Origin of the sequence: Mesorhizobium sp. AD1-1 (assembly GCF_020164655.1) — a bacterium.
Taxonomy (GTDB): Bacteria; Pseudomonadota; Alphaproteobacteria; order Rhizobiales; family Rhizobiaceae; genus Mesorhizobium; species Mesorhizobium ciceri.
Genome location: NZ_JAIUGP010000002.1, coordinates 431,329 through 447,421 on the forward strand (window position 1 = coordinate 431,329; position 16,093 = coordinate 447,421).

The following is a 16,093-nucleotide window of genomic DNA, read 5'->3' on the forward strand; positions in this document are numbered from 1 at the left end:
CGCTAAGCCCGCGCGCCTTTGCCTACGAAAAATAGAACTTTTCCGCCGGGATCATCTTCGGCGGCGTTTCGCCCAGCGCCTCGAACACCGAGATTTCGCAGACACGGCAGAGGCTGTCGAGAGCGAGGTCGTTGGCTTCGGTGCCGAACGGATCCTCGAGCTCTTCCGACAGCGCGTCGAGGCCGAAGAAAGTATAGGCGATCAGCGCGGTGAACAGCGGCGTCGCCCAACCGGTGGTCGAGATCAGGCCGATCGGCAGCAGCAGGCAGACGATATAGGCCGTGCGATGCACCAGCAGCGTGTAGGCGAACGGCAAGGGCGTACCGGCGATCCGCTCGCAGCCGGCCTGGATGGCCGCGACCGACGCGAGCCTCTCATCGAGGATACGAAAGCCGATCGTGTCGACGTCGCCCGCCAGGCGCTGCGCATTGGCACGCCGGCCCATCCGCCTGACCATCTCATCCGCCGGATTGGAAAAGGCTGCTGCCTTGTCCGCCTCGGCGTCGATGAAGGCACGGGCATCCTTCGTGCTGTCGATCTTGCGCAACTGCCCGCGCAGGAAATGACAGAAGGCGAGCGCTTCCATCAGCAAGGCGCGCTGTTCGGTCTGGTTCGGGATGAGGCTGGTGGTGGCGCGTGCCAGGTTGCGCATTTCGAAGACCAGCGCGCCCCACAGCTTGCGCGCCTCCCACCAACGGTCGTAGGCGGCGTTGTTGCGGAACGAGAGATAGATCGACAATGTCACGCCGACCAGGCCGAAAGGCGTGATGTTGAAGACGCTGAAATCAAGCTGGAACCGGCGCGCCGCGGCCAGGATGATCGCGGAATAAAGCGCGAAGCCCAATATCTGCGGCAGAATGCGTGGCACGACCGAACCGCGCATGATGAAGAACAGCTGCAGGAATGTGGGGCGCGGGCGAACGATCATCGAAGGCCTTTCACGGACCGGCACTGGCCCTCAGCTTCTCTATTGTGCGATGCGACAGCTCTGCAAGCCCAGCCGCCAGCGACATCGCCATGTCGTCCTTGCAGCGCCTGGACTATCGGCACGCGCCGGTCGCGGATATTGAAGAGCACGTGGGCTGCGGCCCGTTTTTTGCAGGCGAGGGAAGACAGATGGCCGGCGAAACCGATCTCAAGACACTGCTGGCGTCGATGACACCGGAGCTGCTCGCCGGCGCCTATGTCTTCGTCACGCTGGCACCCGGCGTCCCTCAGCCGGAAGGCGTTGAGCCGGTGATGGTGTTTCGCGAGCGCGAGGGTGTGACGCTGATCGTGACCGAGGAGGAGGCCAACGCCGCGGCACTGACCGCTTCGTTCCGCTGCCGGATGCTGACGCTGAACATCCATTCGTCGCTGGAAGCCGTCGGCTTCCTCGCCGCCATCACCACGCGCCTGGCCGCCGCCGGCATGGGCGTGAACCCGGTTTCGGCCTTTTATCACGACCATCTGTTCGTTCCCGCCGATAGGGCGGAGGAGGCACTGAAGCTGCTGATCGGGCTGGCCGAGGACAACCGAGTGTAGCGCATCGGCGAAGCTGCCGATCTCCCCCTCGTGGGGGAGATTGGCCTTCATCAATGCTCCGCAAACCTTCAGCATCCCGGCCGAGGGCGGAGCCCGCGACCGCGGGCCAGCCGCGCTAGCGGCGGTGCGGCCCGTGAGCGAAAACTAAATCAGCCGTCAGGCCGCCTTCTTCTTCGGCTGGATCAGGCCGCGCTCGACCAAAAGCTCGGCGATCTGCACCGCGTTGAGTGCGGCGCCCTTGCGCAGATTGTCGGAGACGATCCACATCGACAGGCCGTTGTCGATGGTCGAATCCTCGCGGATGCGCGAGATGAAGGTGGCGTCCTCGCCGGCCGATTCCAGCGGCGTGATGTAGCCTCCGTCCTCTCGCTTGTCCAACACCTGGCAGCCTGGGGCTTCACGCAGGATATCCCGCGCGTCGTCGGCGGTGATCGGCTTTTCGAACTCGATGTTGACCGCTTCCGAGTGGCCGATGAACACCGGCACGCGCACGCAGGTCGCCGTCAGCTTGATCTTGGGGTCGAGCATTTTCTTGGTCTCGGCGACCATCTTCCACTCTTCCTTGGTGGAGCCGTCGTCGAGGAAGACGTCGATGTGCGGGATGACATTGAAGGCGATGCGCTTGGTGAACTTCTTGACCTCGACGCCATCGGCGACGAAGACCGCGCGGGTCTGGGTAAAGAGTTCGTCCATGCCTTCCTTGCCGGCGCCCGACACCGATTGATAGGTGGCGACGACGACGCGCTTGATGGTGGCGAAATCGTGCAGTGGCTTCAATGCCACCACCAGCTGCGCCGTCGAGCAGTTCGGATTGGCGATGATGTTCTTGCGCGTGAACAGCGAGATCGCGTCCGGGTTCACTTCCGGCACGATCAGCGGCACGTCCTGGTCGTAGCGGAAGGCCGACGAATTATCGATGACGACGCAGCCCTGCTTGCCGATCTTCGGCGACCATTCCTTGGAGACGCTGCCGCCGGCCGACATGATGCAGATGTCGGTGTCGGAAAAATCATACTGGTCGAGCGTCTTCACCTTCAGCGTGCGGTCGCCGAACGACACTTCCGTGCCCTGGCTGCGCCGCGACGCCAGCGCCACGACTTCGCTTACCGGAAAGCCGCGCTCTTCCAATATGTTGAGCATTTCCCGGCCCACATTGCCCGTGGCGCCGACGATCGCTACCTTGAAACTCATCGAAAAATCTCCTGTCCCTCTCCGCTTGGTTTTTGGAGAAACCCGCTGGCCGCTGCGGGTTCCGTCCCCCGGGCCGAACCCGGGAGAGGGTGGTTAGGCCAAGGGAATCACACCGTTTTGGTGGTGGTTTTGCCAGTTTTCTCGGCCAAGAATGCGGTTTTGCTGAAACGAGGAGACGCGCCGACGCGCCCGGCCCAATGATGTGCATTGAGGCTGGGGGCATCGAATGCAGGAAGAGCCGTCAAAAGGCCGCGCATCGAAACTGTCCCGTTCGGTGCCGGCTTTTACGCGGTTTGCGTCAAGAGTCAATTGCCGAGCGGCGCCTGGTTTTGCGCGCGCCCTGTACAATCGCGGCTGCGCGAAGTACGAACGGCCAAGATTGTTTGGCTGGCGCGAGGCCCGCCCCGGCATGTGCTCCGTGATGAGCGCGACCCTAAAATTCCGAAAGAGTGAGATGTCCAACTTCGAAGCACTTGTTCCAGCGCTTGCCAGGGCGCTGGAGAAACGCGGCTATTCCGAGCTGACGCCCGTCCAGAAGGCGGTCGTGGCGCCCGAGCTCGGCGAGGCCGATGCGCTGGTTTCGGCGCAGACCGGCTCCGGCAAGACGGTTGCCTTCGGCCTCGCTCTGGCGCCGACCCTGCTTGAGGGCGCGGAGCGCTTCGGCCACGCCGCCGCACCGCTGGCGCTGGCGGTGGCGCCGACGCGCGAACTCGCCTTGCAGGTGACGCGCGAACTGGAATGGCTCTACGAACTGACCGGCGCCACCGTGGCGTCCTGCGTCGGCGGCATGGACATGCGCTCGGAGCGGCGGGTGCTGGAGCGTGGCGCCCATATCGTCGTCGGCACGCCCGGCCGGCTGCGCGACCACATCACCCGACGCTCGCTCGACATGTCGGCGCTGAAGGCGGTGGTGCTCGACGAGGCCGACGAGATGCTCGATCTCGGCTTTCGCGAAGACCTCGAATTCATCCTCGACGCCGCTCCGGCCGAACGCCGGACGCTGATGTTCTCGGCCACGGTGCCGCGCTCGATCGCCACGCTCGCCCAGGGCTATCAGCGCGATGCGGTGCGCATTTCGGCCGCCGGCGAGGAGAAGCAGCATCTCGACATCGAATATCGGGCGCTGAGCGTCGCCCAGCCCGACCGCGAGAACGCCATCATCAATGTGCTGCGCTATTACGAAGCCAAGAACGCGCTGGTGTTCTGCAACACGCGTGCCGCCGTCAATCATCTGACCGCGCGCTTCAACAACCGCAACTTCTCCGTCGTCGCCCTGTCGGGCGAGCTCAGCCAGAATGAGCGCAGCCATGCGCTGCAAGCGATGCGGGACGGCCGCGCAAAAGTCTGTATCGCCACCGATGTCGCGGCGCGCGGCATCGACCTGCCCAATCTTGAGCTGGTCATCCACGCCGATTTGCCGACCAACCCGGAAACGCTGCTGCACCGCAGCGGCCGCACCGGCCGCGCCGGGCGCAAGGGCGTCAGCGCGCTGATCGTGCCCAACAGCGCCCGCAAGCGCACCGAACGGCTGTTGCAGAACGCCGGCCTCAAGGCGACATGGGCGAGCCCGCCCTCGGCCGACGACGTGATGCGGCGCGACGACGAGCGCATCCTTGCCGATCCGGCTTTCGATGAGCCGGTGAAGGAGGACGAGCGCTCCTTCATCGACGCACTGCTCGCCAGGCATGGCGCCGAACAGGTGGCCGCTGCCTTCGTGCGCCAGTGCCGCGCCAGCCGCTCGGCCCCCGAGGACCTCATGGAGATCGCGCCCTTCACGCCGTCGCGTGAAAGACCGGCGGGCGAAGGATTCGCGCGCCGCGACGAGGCGCCCAGCCGCCGCGACGATTTCGGCGACAGCGTCTGGTTCTCGCTGTCGATCGGGCGCCGGCAGAATGCCGAGCCGCGCTGGCTCATCCCGATGCTATGCCGCACCGGCAGCATCTCGAAGCGAGAGATCGGCGCCATCAAGATGCAGCCGGAAGAGACCTACGTGCAGATCGCGGCGGATTGGGCAGACCGCTTCCTGGCCGCGATCGGTCCCGACCGGAAGCTGCAAGGCAACATCCTGGTGAAGCGGCTCGACGGTACGCCCGATCTGTCGCGCGCCGGCTATCAGCCGCCAAGCCCCGACAAGAAGCCGCATCGCGGCAAGGCGCCGTTCGACCCCAACGCGCCGAAGCGCAAATTCGAAAAACGTGCACCGGCAGCAGCCGATCAGCGCCCGGCCGCCCCGCATGATGCAAAGCCATGGGCGAAGAAGCCGGGCAAGCCGAAATTCGACACCTCTGGTGCACCCAAGCACAAGAAGGCGAAGAAGCGGCCTTCGTAAGACCGGGCAACGAGCCTCATCCGCCCGCATGACGCCGGCCGCATCCCGATGCGGTCTTGCCCATCGGTTCGGCCATGTGCCACACCTTGGCAGGGACGTGGCAAGTGGGGGTGGCAAATGCGCGGCAAAGTGCTTCACTATGACGAAGTCCAGGGCTTCGGCTTCATCACCGGAGCCGACGGCAACCGCTACACCTTCACCCGCGAAAACCTGCGCCGGGAAACCACTATGCGGAAGGGCGCGGGCGTGGAATTCCAGGCGGGCGGCGGCCAGGCGCGCGACGTCTTTTTGATCGCCGCCGAGACGGCTGCACCGGCCGGCGACGCTGGTACGAGCGCCGCGCCAACTCAAGCCGGTAACGCACCATCCGCTTCTGCGCCACAGGCCCAGCATTTCGGCCGTTCCTCCGGGCCGGCCGAGCCCACCGATCTCTGGGGCTATTTCTGGCGTGGCGTGACGCAGAACTATTTCAATTTCGCCGGACGTGCCCGCCGCAAGGAATATTGGGGTTATTTCCTGTTCTGGGTGGTCTCGCTGCTTGTCATCGGCGGTATCGGTCTTTTCGCCGACAACGAAATGGGCAATTTCGACAGCAGCGTATCGGCGGCGGTAACCGTCGGCCTTTGCGGCACCTTCGTCCTGGCGACACTGCTGCCCAGCCTCGGCATGACCGTTCGCCGCATCCATGACATCGGCCTCTCGGGCTGGCTTTATCTGGTGGTGCTGATCCCGACCATCGGCAGCCTGATCATCCTGGTCTTCGCGCTGATCCCGACGCAGGCCCGCGAAAACCAGTGGGGACCGGTGCCGGCGGGCGTCAGGGTCTAGGGATGATCGCCTTCAGCGCTTCGCCCGAAAGCCTGAGAAAGACCTTCTGGCCGTGGCGTTCTGCGCCAAGCCGGTCGTAGAAACGCTGCGCGCCTTCGTTCCAGTCCTCGCTGGTCAGGTCGATACGGCCGATGCCTTCGCGCAGGCAATGATCGGCGAGAAAGCCGATCAGCGCCCGGCCGACACCAGCGTTGCGGGCTTTGTCGCGCACGAACAGGTCCTTGAGGAACAGCAGCCGCTCGAGATCGATACCGGGATGCGCGATCGCCACCGACGCCAGGCCGCTGACCTCGCCCTCGATGAAGGCGAGCGCGAAATGCGGATAGGCCGGGCTTTCCTCGCCAAGCCATTTTCGTGCCGCAGACAGGGCCCGGTCGGCATCGAGAGGCGGTTGCCGATAATGTTCCGCCATCTCGCAAAACATGGTCGCGAGCGTCGTCGCGTCCTCGATCGTCGCCCAGCGGACGCCGACCGTCACGGTATCAGCCCAGGAATTTGGCGATGATCGCGTCGCCCATCTCAACCGTACCGACCTCGGTCATGCCATCGGACATGATGTCTTTCGTCCGCAGGCCCGCGTCGAGCACGGCGGCGATCGCGCCTTCGACGCGGTCGGCTTCATCGACCATGCCGAAGGAATAGCGCAGGCACATGGCGAAGGAGGCGATCATGGCGATCGGGTTGGCAATGCCCTTGCCGGCAATGTCGGGCGCCGAACCGTGCACCGGCTCGTAGAGCGCCTTGCGCTTCTTGGTCTTCACGTCAGGCGCGCCGAGCGAGGCCGACGGCAGCATGCCGATCGAGCCGGTCAGCATAGCGGCGATATCGGACAGCATATCGCCGAACAGATTGTCGGTGACGATGACGTCGAACTGCTTTGGCCAGCGCACCAGCTGCATGCCGCCGGCGTCGGCCAGCATGTGGTCGAGCTTGACGTCGGAATAGCGCGCCTTGTGGGTCTGGGTGACGACCTCGTTCCACAACACGCCCGACTTCATCACATTGCGCTTTTCCATCGAGGTGACGTGGTTCTTGCGGGTGCGCGCGAGTTCGAAGGCGACGCCCGAAATGCGCTCGATCTCGAACGTGTCGTAGACCTGCGTGTCGATGCCGCGCTTCTGTCCGTTGCCGAGATCGATGATCTGCTTGGGCTCGCCGAAATAGACGCCACCGGTCAGCTCGCGCACGATCAATATGTCGAGACCTTCGACCACCTCCTGCTTGAGCGAGGAGGACGCCGCCAGCGCCGGATAGCAGATGGCCGGGCGCAGATTGGCGAATAGCTCCATGTCCTTGCGCAGGCGCAGCAGGCCGGCTTCCGGGCGCACCTCATAGGGCACCGCATCCCATTTCGGACCGCCGACGGCGCCGAACAGCACCGCGTCGGCCGCCATCGCCTTTTCCATGTCGGCATCGGAGATCGCCGCGCCATGCGCGTCATAGGCGCAGCCGCCGACCAGCCCCTCATCGGTGGCAAAACCGCTGCCGAGCCTGTCGTTCATGACCGCGATCAGTTTCTTGACCTCGGCCATGGCCTCAGGACCGATGCCGTCACCGGGGAGCAGGAAAAGATGCTTCGTTGCCATGGAGAAACCGTCCTGGAAAGAATGTGTTTCGATTTGCACAGCGTCCTTTGCGCCTCAAAAGGCGCGCGTCGCTGTGCGACCGCGGTCTTGCTAAACGCCAAGCGAGTTGCATGCAAGGGGACGAGCGCCGAGATCCTTCTGTCCCGCCAGCGTCGGAAGCGTCCTGTGGCCGTCTACCGATGCGAGAGAATGTTGATCAGCCGGCCGAACGGATCGCGGACGTAGAAGCGCCGCACGCCCCAGGGCTCGTCGGCCGGTCCGTATTCGATGGCGAAGCCGGCCGCCTGCATGGCGTCGAGCGCCGCATCCACGTCGTCGACCTCGATGGAGAGGTCGGGCACCGGCGTGCCGGAACCGCCTTGCGCCATGAAGCTGACCTGCACCTGCATCGTTTCATCGGAGCCGTAGGTTGCGATCCAGCCGAGATCCATCAGCAGGTCGAGGCCGAGCACATCCTGGTAGAAACGCTTCGCCGCCGCGACATCCGCTGTCTCGATATTGGCAACGATGCGCTGGACTTTCATCGTCGGTCGCCCTTCAGGCCGTGCGCCGCAGCGCCGTCACCTCGATCTCGATCTTCATTTCCGGTTTGTTGAGTTGGCAGACGATCATCGTCGCTGCCGGCCTGATGTCACCGAACGCCTCGCCGAGGATCGGGAAGACTACATCCACGAAGGCCTGGTCGGTGACGTAGTAATGCGCCCGCACCACGTCAGCCATCTCGAAGCCGCCTTCCTTCAGCGCCTTGCCGATCGTCGCCAGGCAATTGCGCGTCTGCGCCTCCACCGTCTCCGGCATCGTCATCGTCGCGTAGTCATAGCCGGTGGTGCCGGACACGAAACACCAGTCGCTCTGCACCACGGCCCGCGAATAGCCGGCGGTCTTTTCGAACGGCGAACCGGTGGAGATGAGTTTGCGCATATGAGGGGCCTTGCTTGGGTTTCGGCCAGCATTAGCAGGCGGAACGGCGCGGGTCGTGGGCCAAGCCAGGCAAACTGTTATCCCGGAAGCGAAGCGCGAACCTCCGAGATTGGTTGAAGCATCCCTTCCGTCGTCATCCTATGGCGGAGCAAGGAGCGTAGCGACGCGGCGCAGACCATAGGATGACGAAAGCGAGGGGGTGCTGCGCAACGCTAAAGCTTTAATTTGCCGCCCCCAGCGCCTTGTCCAACGCCGCCTTCACATCCGCGGGCCATGTCGCCACATCAGGCCACGCCTGCGGCTGGCCATTGTCGCCGCGGCGGGCGAAGTAGAGTTTGTGCTGGGCCGGGTCGACCGCCATGAAGCCGTCATTGCCGCCGCAGTCATGCGGCACGCAGCCGCTGGCGTAGAAGGCGCCCGAAGCGGTCTTTTCGGTGCCGCCGCCGACCAGCAGGCTGGTCGCCATGTCGGGCATGTCCTTGCCGAGCAGCTTTTCCGCTTCCGTGTAGACGGCCTCATTGTGGAAGGCGTCGATGATGTTCTGGTACTTTTCCGGATCGATGTCTTTCCAGTCCGTTCCGGGTTCCGGCATGTAGGTAAGATTGCCCGAAATCGTCAGCCCGTCGGTCGGCGACCATTGCAAAGCCGGCTTCTGATCTCCCGGCAACAGGTAGGGCACGAAATAGATGGCGTTGTCGGACACCGCCGAGGGCGGCGCGCCGCACTGGTCCTGCTCGACCGTGGTGCTCTGGATCGTGCCGCCTTCCGGTTTCCAGACGATCACCGTCGCCGGCCCGCATTGGTTGCCGCCGTCGCCGACATCGAACAGCGCCACCTTGACGCCGCCGACCTCGACTGTTTTGTCGAAGAAGACATCGTAATTGCTGGCCAGCTGCTGACCGTCATAGGCGAGCACCTTCTCGCCGTACTGTTCCTTCTGGGTGATGGTCAGCGTGCCGCCTTCGAATGGGACGGGAGCTTGCTTGTCGTCATCGGAAGCATCGGCGGCGTTCGTCCCCTGATCGGCGGACGGCTGCTCCGTCGCCGGGGCCGGCTGTGTGGCGGGCGTCTGGGTCTGCGCAGACGCGCTGGCGATTTGCCCCAGCAACAAGGCCAGCCCGCAAAGGCCGGCAAGAAGCGAACGTGTCATGACTGTCCCTCCACTCAGTCGCCGCGAACCGGCCCGAAAGGCCAGATTCATCCGTCCGGAGCGCGCCGCTCAGGCCCAGGGGCGCTGTTCGGCGTTGCGCTTCTCGAACGAAGCGATGGCGCCGGCTTTCTCCATGGTCAGGCCGATGTCGTCGAGCCCGTTGAGCAGGCAGTGCCGCTTGAAGTCGTCGAGGTCGAATTTGACCACGCCGCCATCCGGCCCACGGATTTCCTTGGCTTCGAGGTCGACCGACACCGTGGCATTGGAGCCGCGCGAGGCGTCGTCCATCAGCTTCTCGAGATCCTCGGGGCTGACGGTGATCGGCAGGATGCCGTTCTTGAAGCAGTTGTTGTAGAAAATGTCGGCGAACGAGGTCGAGATGACGCAGCGAATACCGAAGTCGAGCAGCGCCCACGGCGCATGCTCTCGGCTGGAGCCGCAGCCGAAATTGTCGCCGGCGACCAGGATCTGTGCCTTGCGGTAGGCCGGCTTGTTGAGCACGAAATCCGGGTTTTCCGAACCGTCGTCCTTGTAGCGCATTTCGGCGAACAGGCCAGTGCCGAGCCCGGTGCGCTTGATCGTCTTGAGATAATCCTTCGGGATGATCATGTCGGTGTCGACATTGACGATCGGCATCGGAGCGGCGACGCCGGTGAGCTTGGTGAATTTTTCCATGGCTTTTGCCCGTGTTTTCGTTGCGGGGGAATTTGCTGAGGCCCGGTTTACACAAAGCCGGCGGCAAATAAAAGGCAACTGTTCGTGCATGGTGGCACAAGCCGGCCCGATGGTGCAATCTGGCGGCCATGGCAGAAAACGCACACGTCCTCTACAACAGAGAACCCGCGCTCGACATCGCCGAATTCCGTCGCGTGCTGGTCGAATCCGGCCTCGGCGAAACACGGCCGATCGATGATGAAGCGCGGCTGCGGGCGATGCTGTCGGGCGCCAATCTGGTGCTGACCGCGCGCCTTGATATTCAGGGCAAGCCGCTGATCGGCGTCATCAGGGCGATCACCGACTTCTCCTGGGTCTGCTACATCTCCGAACTCGCCGTTTCCCGATCGGCACAGGGGCTCGGCATCGGCAAGGGCCTGATGGACGAGGCGCGCCGGCAGCTTGGAGCATCGGTCGCCATCAGCCTGATCTCCATGCCCGATGCCGTCGGCTTCTACGAACGTATCGGCATGAAGCGCATGGCCGACGCCTTCTGGTTCGACCGCAAGGGCTGAGGCTCGCTCGAAATACTCTTCCGCAACCGTAGCGATCCTTCGCGCCAGCGTCAAAAAGGACCTTCCCTTTGCCCGCTCAAATCACATTCAATTCCCGGAACGCCCTTCCCTCCGCCACCCGCTCATACCCGAACGCCGAGCAATCCACCGTGCGATAACCGCCATGCACGATCAGTTCGGCCAGCGCTTTGCCCACTGCTGGCGCCTGCTGCAGGCCGTGGCCGGAAAAGCCGTTGGCGAACAGGAAATTGCCGACGTCGGGATGCGGACCGATCACCGCGTTCTGGTCGAGCGTGTTGTAGTCGTAGTGGCCGGCCCAGGCACGGGTCGGCTTGATCGCCTCGAAGGCGGGAATACGGGTCGCCAGCACCGGCCAGATCACCTCTTCGAACAGTGGCCAGTTTACCTCGAAGTCGCCGGGATCTGGTGCGCAGTCGCCTTCCTCCGGTTCGGCGCCGCCGGTGAGGTAGACCGAGCCTTCCGGACGGACATAGATGCCGGAGGGATCGACCAGCAGCGGCATGTCGGCATATTTCTCGCGCGCCTCGAAGACGAAGACATTGCGCTTGCGCGGCTCGACCGGCAGCTCGAGCCCGGCCATGGCAGCCACCTTGCCGGCGTTAGGGCCGGCGGCGTTGACGACGATGCCAGCCTCCAGCGTCTCGCCATTGCCCAGGCTCACTCCCGTGACGCGGTTGCCATCGCGCGCGATGCCGGTGACATCTGCGGCGATGAAATCGACTTTCTTCTGCCGCAGCGCCTTGCGGAACAGCGTCAGCATTGCATGCGCGTCGAACCAGCCTTCGCCGCTGCGGCCATAGGCGCCGGCTGAAATGCCCTCGGTCGACAGCCATGGGAACCGGCGCACCAGCTGATCCGCGTCCTCCAGCACAATGTCGGCGCCCTCGGCCATCTGCGCCTGGTGATTGCTCCTCAGGATCGGCAAGCCGTCCTCGCCGGCAAGGATGAGGTAGCCGCCCTCGCGAAAGCCGATATCGGCGTCATCCCCGAACTCTTCCTTCAGCCGCCGGAACAGTTTCAGCGTGAACTGCGACAGGCGGATGTTTTCCGGGATCGAGAATTGCTGGCGGATCGAGGCCATGGACAGCGTCGTTGCCGCATGCGCGAATTGCGGATCACGCTCGATCAGCGCGATCGTGCCGGAAAACCCTTGCTCACGCAGGTAATAGGCGACCGAGGAGCCGACGATGGCTCCGCCGATGATGACGATGTCGTAGCGCATGTTCTCTCCGATCCGGCCGATAGTGTCCTTCACGCCACCGGCAGAATGACCTCGAAGCGCGTGCCGCGCTCGCTGTCAACCAGCGCGATCATACCATCATGCGCTTTCAGGAGGGCCAGCACGATGCCAAGCCCCATGCCGGTGCCGCCCTGTTCGCGCCGCGTGGTGAAGAACGGCTCGAAAATGCGCGCCCGGTTGCTCGGCGAAATGCCGGCACCGTCGTCGCTGACCAGGATGCTCGCCTTGCCGCCGGCGCTCGTAGCGGAGACAGAAACCTGCGTCGCGCCATGCCTGGCCGAATTGTCGATGAGATTGGCCAGCACGATAGCCGCGTTCTCGGCCGATATGCGCAATCTGATGTCGCCGCCGGCCCCGATGCTAACCGTGAGCCTGCTATCGACGGGCAGCAGCGACAGTGCCGCACCGAGCGATGTGCTTTCGCCGCTCGGCGCCAGGTTTTCGGCGCGCGCCAGGTCGAGCAGGCGCCGCACCAGAAGATTGAGCCGTCCCGCATCGGTGACGATATTGTTGGAGAAACGCCGCCGCTCCGCATCGTCCATCGCGCCACCGGAATCGCGCAGCAATTCGGCCGCGCCCTGGATCGCCGTCAGCGGCGATTTGAGCTCATGCGAGACATGGGTGGCGAAAGTCTGGATTGAGTCCGACCGCGCCTGAAGCTTCTCGGCCATGTCGAGGAAGGCTGCGGACAGCTCCGCCATCTCTCGCGTGCCGTGGTGGTCGAGCGGCCGGATGGCCGTGCGGTCGCCGGCGGCGATGCGCTCGGTGCGGTCGATCAGCGCATAGATCGGCCGGCTGACGGTGCGCAGGAAGATGAGACCGATGAGCAGCGTGCCGCCGAGAATGGCGATCGCCGCCAACGTCACCTTGCCACGTTCGCCATAGAGATGCTTGATGATGTTGTTGGGCGTCCGCGACACATAGACGACGCCGGCGACCTGGCCGTCGACAGCGACCGGCAGGGCGACGAAGACACGCACCTTGGTGCCGCGGCTGACCGAATAGAGCGGTGGCGTCGGCTGGTCGGGAATGCGCAGCCTGAGCGCGCTGGCATAGTGGCCGGCAAGTGCTGTGCGCACCTCTTCGACCGCACTGAGCGACTGGCCGACCTCGCCGCGCCCGGCAATGACGACGCCCCGGGGGTCGAGCAGCCGGAAGCCGGCCAGCGTGGTTTTCTGGGTGGCGTCGAGGATGCCGGACAGGCGCGCGCCGATCACCGCGAAGGCGGGATCGACGATCGCCGGCATCGCCGCCGGCCGGGTCGGCAGGACATAATCCGAGGCAAGATCGAGCTGCGGTTCGATTGGCCTGTAGAGCGGGTCCGGATTGACGCTGCGGCTTGAATCCCCACTTGGCTCCGGCATCGGCGCACCGAGCTTTTCCGGTGGGATGCCGGCGTCACGTACATCCCGCGCATAGATGGCGGCGATGGCAGCGCCTTGCGCGATCAGCTCCGCCTCGGTCTGGCGGATCAGCTGGTTCTCGTAGAGGCGGAAGAAGAACAGGCCGACCAGTGGCAAGGCCATCACCATGATCAGGATGGCGACGACGACCGTGGCAAGCCGTGGCCGCCATTTGCGGCCGATCCATTTGCTGGAGGCCGTCAGCCGCATCGGCCAAGCCGGAAGCCGACGCCATGCACCGTCTCGATGACATTAGGGCAACCCACGGCTGCCAGTTTGGCGCGGATGTTGCGGATGTGGCTGTCGACGGTGCGGCCGGCGACGTGGATGTTTGCGGCATAGGCGCTGGCCGTCACCGCGTCGCGGTCGAGCACATGCGCCGGCCGCGCCAGGAACCCCTTCAGGATCGAGAACTCTATTCCTGTCAACGATAACGGCTTGCCGTCGAAGCTGGCGGTATGGCTGGCCGGCGCCAGAGCCAGTTTGCCATGCGAAAACTGCCTGTCGTCGGCCGGTTCGGGCGCCGCCGGGCGGGCGCGCCGCAGGATGACGTTGACGCGGGCAACCAGCTCGCGCGGGCTGAATGGTTTCGTCACATAGTCGTCGCCGCCCATTTCGAGCCCGAGGATGCGGTCGATCTCCTCGTCGCGCGCAGAGAGGAACAGCACCGGCACATCGGATATATGCCGCAGCCGCCGGCAGACCTCCAGCCCGTCCATTTCCGGCATGCCGATATCGAGCACGACGAGGTCCGGTGCCCGGCGGCCGATTGCCTGCAAGGCGGCGGCACCGTCGGCCACCCCTGTCGTTTTCATGCCGGCCTTCTCCAAGGCAAAGCAGATCACCTCGCGGATGTGCGGGTCATCGTCGGCGACGAGGATGTGATGCGGCATGGATCAGCGGCCCGGCATGGAAGGTTCGATAGCGGAGGGAATCACGAACGGCTCCTTGGTGTCGAGATATCGAAGCAGCCGCCAGTCGCGAAAGCTCCAGGCCCGCCAGTTCTGCTGGATGGTTCGATACCAGATTTCGTCGCTGCCGCGCACGCCGGCCAGTTCGCGGACAGTGCCGGCGGCTGTCGTCTTGCCCTGGTGCTCGAGGAAGCGATCGAGCGCGGGAAACGCACCCGGACCGAGCGAGTGAAGATACCAGGCGTCTAGGGGAATGCCCTGGCCGGTCATTTCGAGGGAATGGTCGACATTGTAGTTGGCGATCGTTGCTGCGAAATTGATGAAACAGCCGGCATAAAGCGTCAGGGATAACGTCAGAAGATTGGCGGACAGCAGCCATTCGTTGGATTTTCTAAGCGCGATGCGGGCAATGATCAGGGCAAGGCCTGCTGCCACCAGCCCCATCCAGACAAAGGCGGCGACGCGCCAGTAGGTCAATGCATAGATGCCGACATAGAGGTCGAGCCGCAGGATCGACGAGATGACCAGCATGATGTTCTGCGCCACCCAGACATAGACCAGCCGGCGGATCAGCGGATCGGCCGAGGTTTCGCTGCCGGGTCGCAGCGCTGCCAGCACGAAGCCGGCGGCAAGCAGTGCCGTGACGATCAAGGGATAGGCGCCACGATGCGCGTAGGAGGCGTAGCTCAGCCCATCGGGAAGCGCTGCCCCGCCCCACAGATAGGCGGCGTCGAGCGCCGTCTGCAGCGCAAACAGGATGTTGAAGACGATCAGGGCGCGCAGGATGGCGGCCTTGCCGAACAGGATGTCTTCGATGGTGGTGGCGGTTTTGCCGGCTTGAGCGCTGACCGCCGGCAACGCGCGCGGGATGCGGCGAATCAGGCGCGGCAGGCGCGGTCGCAGAAAAGCCCAGACAGCGGCGAGCACGAACAGCCAGAAGGCAATCCGCGCCAGCTGGATAAGATCGAGCAGCCTCACGAGATCGATCAGCGACAGCCAATAGTCGATGACCGGATTGGCGGCACCGAACAGCGCCAGGAAGACCGCGCCCAGCGTCAGCGGCATCACCCAGACGGCGATCGCCGCCAGCCGGATGCGACGCCCACCGAACCGCCGCGCCGTCCTGCGCCAGCGGATGAAATCAATGACGAAGCGGAACGGCGCCGCCAGCCCGAACAGCACGATCTGCCCGGCAATGCGGGCGATGCTGTGCCGCAGCCGGCCGCTCAACGAAAGCGCGAAGACGGTCAGCGCCGCCAGCGCGATCGAGACCGACAGGGTGCTGACGTTTTCAGCCAGCGGCAGCAGCGGGACAAGCAAGGCGATGGGCTTGAGCCAGACCCGGCCGTCGTTGAAGGCGGCCGGGTGCACAGCGACGACCGCCGCGGCAATCAGCAGGGCGAACAGGAGAACCGTGATCCCGGCGGGCTGGCCATAGAACAGAAAATCCGCGAGCGCTGCCAGCAGGATGGCGACACCGAAACGGCTGCAATAGCTCGGCGCGGCGGAGAACAACGCTGTCATGACCTGGCTTTCCTGATGGCTTCCAGCCGAACCGTTGGCGGGCTTTTGCGGACAAAGGGAATGAGGGTTGCGACGGGACACGCGCGCGGCGGATCGGCCAGCCACCAGCCCTCGCTCCGCAGTCGGTGAGGCAGGGACCAACGGGGCTTTGCTCGCTTGTGCATGCCGCTTGTCTCGCAAGCGGGCGGGGAAACGGCAGGGCGGATCCGAGGAGGTTTTCCGCAGGCCCGTGCAGT

The 16,093-nt window shown here is 64.5% G+C and carries 17 protein-coding genes; 4 read left to right on the top strand and 13 right to left on the bottom strand.

The annotated features are described in order from the left end of the window. Window positions 1-22 precede the first annotated feature (22 nt). Window positions 23-928, bottom strand: a complete 906-nt coding sequence (locus tag LB519_RS05615) for a bestrophin family protein (RefSeq protein WP_127367180.1) — start codon at window positions 926-928, stop codon at window positions 23-25. A 188-nt stretch (window positions 929-1,116) separates the two neighbouring features. Here LB519_RS05615 and LB519_RS05620 point away from each other — a divergent pair, with 188 nt between their 5' ends. After that, window positions 1,117-1,524: an ACT domain-containing protein gene (locus LB519_RS05620; RefSeq protein WP_013528796.1), complete on the top strand. Its 408-nt coding sequence runs from the start codon at window positions 1,117-1,119 to the stop codon at window positions 1,522-1,524. A gap of 156 nt (window positions 1,525-1,680) precedes the next feature. Here the strand turns inward: LB519_RS05620 and LB519_RS05625 are convergent, their stop codons facing one another. After that, window positions 1,681-2,715 carry an aspartate-semialdehyde dehydrogenase gene (locus LB519_RS05625; protein ID WP_013528795.1) on the bottom strand — a complete coding sequence of 345 codons (1,035 nt, stop codon included), beginning with the start codon at window positions 2,713-2,715 and terminating at the stop codon, window positions 1,681-1,683. A gap of 107 nt (window positions 2,716-2,822) precedes the next feature. Next, the gene (locus LB519_RS05630; RefSeq protein WP_167355191.1) at window positions 2,823-2,972 is read right to left on the bottom strand and encodes a hypothetical protein; all 150 of its coding nucleotides are present in this window, start codon (window positions 2,970-2,972) and stop codon (window positions 2,823-2,825) included. 197 nt (window positions 2,973-3,169) lie between these two features. Here LB519_RS05630 and LB519_RS05635 point away from each other — a divergent pair, with 197 nt between their 5' ends. Beyond that, the gene (locus LB519_RS05635; protein WP_224618962.1) at window positions 3,170-5,044 is read left to right on the top strand and encodes a DEAD/DEAH box helicase; all 1,875 of its coding nucleotides are present in this window, start codon (window positions 3,170-3,172) and stop codon (window positions 5,042-5,044) included. A 117-nt stretch (window positions 5,045-5,161) separates the two neighbouring features. Further along, a complete protein-coding gene (locus tag LB519_RS05640) occupies window positions 5,162-5,872 on the top strand; it encodes a DUF805 domain-containing protein (protein WP_063169563.1) in 711 nt (236 codons plus the stop codon). Here LB519_RS05640 and LB519_RS05645 read toward each other — a convergent pair. From LB519_RS05645 to leuD, 6 genes are all read right to left on the bottom strand, one after another. Then, window positions 5,862-6,350 (bottom strand): GNAT family N-acetyltransferase, encoded by a 489-nt coding sequence (locus LB519_RS05645; RefSeq protein WP_224618964.1) that lies wholly within the window; start codon window positions 6,348-6,350, stop codon window positions 5,862-5,864. The two genes, LB519_RS05640 and LB519_RS05645, sit on opposite strands and share 11 nt — an antisense overlap. A 4-nt stretch (window positions 6,351-6,354) precedes the next feature. After that, window positions 6,355-7,458, bottom strand: coding sequence for a 3-isopropylmalate dehydrogenase (gene leuB, locus LB519_RS05650; protein ID WP_013528791.1), 1,104 nt, complete (start codon window positions 7,456-7,458; stop codon window positions 6,355-6,357). A 173-nt stretch (window positions 7,459-7,631) separates the two neighbouring features. Then, on the bottom strand, window positions 7,632-7,982 hold the full coding sequence (locus tag LB519_RS05655) for a VOC family protein (RefSeq protein ID WP_224618965.1): 351 nt from the start codon (window positions 7,980-7,982) through the stop codon (window positions 7,632-7,634). A gap of 13 nt (window positions 7,983-7,995) precedes the next feature. Continuing rightward, window positions 7,996-8,379: a RidA family protein gene (locus LB519_RS05660; protein ID WP_224618968.1), complete on the bottom strand. Its 384-nt coding sequence runs from the start codon at window positions 8,377-8,379 to the stop codon at window positions 7,996-7,998. Window positions 8,380-8,599: 220 nt separating this feature from the next. Then, entirely contained in the window at window positions 8,600-9,529 is a 930-nt protein-coding gene (locus tag LB519_RS05665) for a hypothetical protein (RefSeq protein ID WP_224618970.1), read from the bottom strand. Window positions 9,530-9,598: 69 nt separating this feature from the next. Next, window positions 9,599-10,204 (bottom strand): 3-isopropylmalate dehydratase small subunit, encoded by a 606-nt coding sequence (leuD, locus tag LB519_RS05670; protein ID WP_013528787.1) that lies wholly within the window; start codon window positions 10,202-10,204, stop codon window positions 9,599-9,601. A 128-nt stretch (window positions 10,205-10,332) separates the two neighbouring features. On the opposite strand from leuD, the gene LB519_RS05675 reads away from it, so the two are divergent. Beyond that, a complete protein-coding gene (locus tag LB519_RS05675) occupies window positions 10,333-10,758 on the top strand; it encodes a GNAT family N-acetyltransferase (RefSeq protein WP_224618972.1) in 426 nt (141 codons plus the stop codon). Window positions 10,759-10,834: 76 nt separating this feature from the next. Here LB519_RS05675 and LB519_RS05680 read toward each other — a convergent pair whose 3' ends face one another. From LB519_RS05680 to LB519_RS05695, 4 genes are read right to left on the bottom strand one after another with little or no spacing between them, the layout of a single operon-like run. Then, complete coding sequence (locus LB519_RS05680) at window positions 10,835-12,001, bottom strand: NAD(P)/FAD-dependent oxidoreductase (protein ID WP_224618973.1); 1,167 nt, start codon at window positions 11,999-12,001, stop codon at window positions 10,835-10,837. A gap of 29 nt (window positions 12,002-12,030) precedes the next feature. Further along, window positions 12,031-13,632, bottom strand: coding sequence for an ATP-binding protein (locus tag LB519_RS05685; protein ID WP_127365620.1), 1,602 nt, complete (start codon window positions 13,630-13,632; stop codon window positions 12,031-12,033). Then, entirely contained in the window at window positions 13,623-14,315 is a 693-nt protein-coding gene (locus LB519_RS05690) for a response regulator transcription factor (RefSeq protein ID WP_024504048.1), read from the bottom strand. Before LB519_RS05690 ends, LB519_RS05685 begins: the two co-directional genes overlap by 10 nt. Before the next feature lie 3 nt (window positions 14,316-14,318). Continuing rightward, complete coding sequence (locus LB519_RS05695) at window positions 14,319-15,857, bottom strand: DUF4173 domain-containing protein (RefSeq protein WP_224618975.1); 1,539 nt, start codon at window positions 15,855-15,857, stop codon at window positions 14,319-14,321. Window positions 15,858-16,093: the final 236 nt, after the last annotated feature.

Excerpts from the sequence above, each read along its gene's own strand:
- LB519_RS05615 (WP_127367180.1), bottom strand. The coding sequence starts at position 928 with ATGATCGTTCGCCCGCGCCCCACATTCCTGCAGCTGTTCTTCATCATG.
- LB519_RS05620 (WP_013528796.1), top strand. The coding sequence starts at position 1,117 with ATGGCCGGCGAAACCGATCTCAAGACACTGCTGGCGTCGATGACACCG.
- LB519_RS05625 (WP_013528795.1), bottom strand. The coding sequence starts at position 2,715 with ATGAGTTTCAAGGTAGCGATCGTCGGCGCCACGGGCAATGTGGGCCGG.
- LB519_RS05630 (WP_167355191.1), bottom strand. The coding sequence starts at position 2,972 with ATGCGCGGCCTTTTGACGGCTCTTCCTGCATTCGATGCCCCCAGCCTC.
- LB519_RS05635 (WP_224618962.1), top strand. The coding sequence starts at position 3,170 with ATGTCCAACTTCGAAGCACTTGTTCCAGCGCTTGCCAGGGCGCTGGAG.
- LB519_RS05640 (WP_063169563.1), top strand. The coding sequence starts at position 5,162 with ATGCGCGGCAAAGTGCTTCACTATGACGAAGTCCAGGGCTTCGGCTTC.
- leuB (WP_013528791.1), bottom strand. The coding sequence starts at position 7,458 with ATGGCAACGAAGCATCTTTTCCTGCTCCCCGGTGACGGCATCGGTCCT.
- LB519_RS05655 (WP_224618965.1), bottom strand. The coding sequence starts at position 7,982 with ATGAAAGTCCAGCGCATCGTTGCCAATATCGAGACAGCGGATGTCGCG.
- LB519_RS05660 (WP_224618968.1), bottom strand. The coding sequence starts at position 8,379 with ATGCGCAAACTCATCTCCACCGGTTCGCCGTTCGAAAAGACCGCCGGC.
- LB519_RS05665 (WP_224618970.1), bottom strand. The coding sequence starts at position 9,529 with ATGACACGTTCGCTTCTTGCCGGCCTTTGCGGGCTGGCCTTGTTGCTG.
- leuD (WP_013528787.1), bottom strand. The coding sequence starts at position 10,204 with ATGGAAAAATTCACCAAGCTCACCGGCGTCGCCGCTCCGATGCCGATC.
- LB519_RS05675 (WP_224618972.1), top strand. The coding sequence starts at position 10,333 with ATGGCAGAAAACGCACACGTCCTCTACAACAGAGAACCCGCGCTCGAC.
- LB519_RS05680 (WP_224618973.1), bottom strand. The coding sequence starts at position 12,001 with ATGCGCTACGACATCGTCATCATCGGCGGAGCCATCGTCGGCTCCTCG.
- LB519_RS05685 (WP_127365620.1), bottom strand. The coding sequence starts at position 13,632 with ATGCGGCTGACGGCCTCCAGCAAATGGATCGGCCGCAAATGGCGGCCA.
- LB519_RS05690 (WP_024504048.1), bottom strand. The coding sequence starts at position 14,315 with ATGCCGCATCACATCCTCGTCGCCGACGATGACCCGCACATCCGCGAG.
- LB519_RS05695 (WP_224618975.1), bottom strand. The coding sequence starts at position 15,857 with ATGACAGCGTTGTTCTCCGCCGCGCCGAGCTATTGCAGCCGTTTCGGT.